Source organism: uncultured Methanobrevibacter sp., assembly GCF_947166415.1.
Lineage (GTDB): Archaea > Methanobacteriota > Methanobacteria > Methanobacteriales > Methanobacteriaceae > Methanocatella.
In genome coordinates this window covers 1-2604 of record NZ_CAMVEE010000061.1, presented here as the reverse complement: position 1 = coordinate 2604, position 2604 = coordinate 1, and the positions used below count along the sequence as shown (strand labels likewise).

The following is a 2604-nucleotide window of genomic DNA, read 5'->3' as shown; positions in this document are numbered from 1 at the left end:
GAATCGGAGTTGTCCATGGAGAAGTTTATCCGAGAGCGGACACACAGCAATTAGTCTACATTGCAAAGGAATTGGATGTAAACATTTTAATTTCAGGGCATTCACATCAACCGAAAATAGAGCAGACCGACGGAGTGTTGCTGATAAATCCTGGAAGTCCGATTGTTCCAAGACTGGCAGACAGAACCGTTATGATACTGGAAATAGAAAACAAAGAAGTAAACGTTGAAATTGTAAAAATCGGAGCACCTGTCTGCAGTGCACTTGACTTTGAAAAATACAAGAGGGATTGAAATGGGGAGCAGATGGCAAGTAGAAAAACATAATGACCCATACTATAAAAAAGCTAAAAAAGAGGAATACCGTTCACGAGCATCATATAAACTCAAACAACTTGATAAGAAATTCAAAATCATAAAAGAGGGAAATACTGTTGTTGACCTGGGTGCGGCTCCGGGAGGATGGTCACAGGTCGCACTTGAAAAGGTCGGCGAAGAGGGAATCGTTGTTGGAGTTGACCTCAACAGGTTCAAAAAGTTCCATGAAGAGAACTACTACGGAATAAGAGGAGACTTTACAACACCAGAAGTCCAGGAAAAGATTATGAAAATCATTGGAGGCAAAGCAAAAGTCGTAATGTCCGATGCCTCACCATCACTTTGCGGAATCAAAAACATTGACCAATTAAGATCAATTGATTTGGTGAATGTGGTTATAGAAATCGCTGACAATATCCTTGAAGAGAAGGGAAATCTGGTCATGAAGGTATTTCAGGGCCCTGAATATAAAGCCATGCTGGATTCTCTTAAAGGAAAATTCAGACAGGTGAAAACAACAAAACCCGCATCATCACGTAAAAAAAGCTCTGAAATGTATGTTGTTGGGCTGGAATATATGCCTAAAAAAAATAGAAAAAAAGGAAATTAGAGATTGTTGTATGCTTCGTTAGCATCATTGAGTTTTTGTTTTGCAAAATCGATTCTGCTATCCACTTCATTGGATGGCTTTCCTGCATCCAATGCACTTTGAACATTTTCAATAGCTGAATCCGCTCTTGTCAATTCTATCCTTGCATCATTGTAAGTCTGAATATCATCATTGCTGCCAGCATAATATGTTGCCTTAACGCTATCAAACTTAACCGCCAAATCAGAATAGGATGATTTGAGTTCGGCAAGCTCATCATATTGTGTGCCGGAAGATATTTCATCGGTGATGCCCTCTGAAACCATACTGTATCCTACATATGCCACAACGATGATTGTAGATACAATCATGATAATTCCAACAACAGAAATTAACATAGAGGTTGATTTAAATAAGCTTAGTCTTGATTTCCTCATAATACCATCAAATTTTTAATTAAAATTTTTATAATTAAATTTTATTAATTTTAGTATATAATGTTTGCCTAAATTGGCTCTTTCAAAAAGTTAATTTGATTGGTTTTGATTAATAACCCCACTTTATAACAAAATATTTAGAATTCATATGAAACAGTCATTTATTCTGAAGATTTGTTGAATATTGAAAATAATCCCTTTTATGAAAAAATAACCACCAATTTCAGATATAACGATATTTCAATTGACAAAAATGAATTTGTGAGTTTCGGCAATCTCCTTAATACATTTGCCGGAATAGAAGTCGTGCAATCCTATACTCTAAGCGATGTAATCGTAACCGACAGCATACTGGATTACTACTTAAATCCGAACAGCATATACTATTTCAACCCTTCGATAAACTCATTATACTCCAACTTCCTAATAGGATTATCAACCATATGGAAATACGACAACTTCACACTGGGATTAACTGATCTGTTAAATCTCACATTTAACCGTGAAAACACAGCATTATGTATGGCAGGAGTCGAATTCGGAGGAAAAAGTTACGTCCACGCACCAGACCCACTAATGGGAATAAACATAACCGGTGAAAACAGCACAAACATCAAACTATGCAAAGCATTCACCTCACTATTACTATCAGAAATAGAATCACAAATGCTAGAATTATCCGGCATAGACAGCATATCATCAACAGATCATCTATTTACAGAAATTATAAATGGACAAAACTACACAATAAACATAACCAACAATACATTAACAATAAAACTAACAGACGACAATACAACATTGTGGTTACTGGACTTGGAAAACGCAACAGTATACAGCCTATTCATAAACAACAACTTCACATACAAAGGAGCAACAAGCCAAAACAGCGAATACTGCTGCCCAAACGACTTCCTAACACAAATAGTGGGAGAACTAACAGTACAAGTACATTACGATCTACCAAAACAAAGCTATATAAACAATTCAAATACAGCTCCCCCAGAAATATTAAAAGCTCTGGCTTATGGTGGAGCATCACTTACTGCAGGAATGGCAGCAGTACTTCTAAAATCATTACCTTATGCAATAGAATTAGGTGGTTCGCCAGCCTTAGGTGTCGTGCTTTGTATTGCAGCTTGTTTAATTGTTTCAGTTGGTTTAAATGCATATAGTAATGGTGGAGATTATCGAGAAGCGCTTGGTAGCACCTTACTAGATTTTGCTTTAGGATTAGCGTGATAATATGGAAATATTTAAT

General features: G+C 36.3%; 4 protein-coding genes. 3 read left to right on the top strand and 1 reads right to left on the bottom strand.

Translation table 11 applies throughout. The annotated features are described in order from the left end of the window. Positions 1-293: YfcE family phosphodiesterase (locus tag Q0W25_RS08980; protein ID WP_298521265.1), on the top strand; the 293-nt coding region annotated here is incomplete at its 5' end. A gap of 1 nt (position 294) precedes the next feature. Beyond that, positions 295-927, top strand: a complete 633-nt coding sequence (locus Q0W25_RS08975; RefSeq protein WP_298521264.1) for an RlmE family RNA methyltransferase — start codon at positions 295-297, stop codon at positions 925-927. On the opposite strand, the gene Q0W25_RS08970 is transcribed toward Q0W25_RS08975, so the two are convergent. After that, the gene (locus Q0W25_RS08970) at positions 924-1343 is read right to left on the bottom strand and encodes a hypothetical protein (RefSeq protein ID WP_297826929.1); all 420 of its coding nucleotides are present in this window, start codon (positions 1341-1343) and stop codon (positions 924-926) included. The two genes, Q0W25_RS08975 and Q0W25_RS08970, sit on opposite strands and share 4 nt — an antisense overlap. Before the next feature lie 177 nt (positions 1344-1520). On the opposite strand from Q0W25_RS08970, the gene Q0W25_RS08965 reads away from it, so the two are divergent. Beyond that, positions 1521-2585, top strand: a complete 1065-nt coding sequence (locus tag Q0W25_RS08965; protein WP_298521263.1) for a hypothetical protein — start codon at positions 1521-1523, stop codon at positions 2583-2585. Positions 2586-2604: the final 19 nt, after the last annotated feature.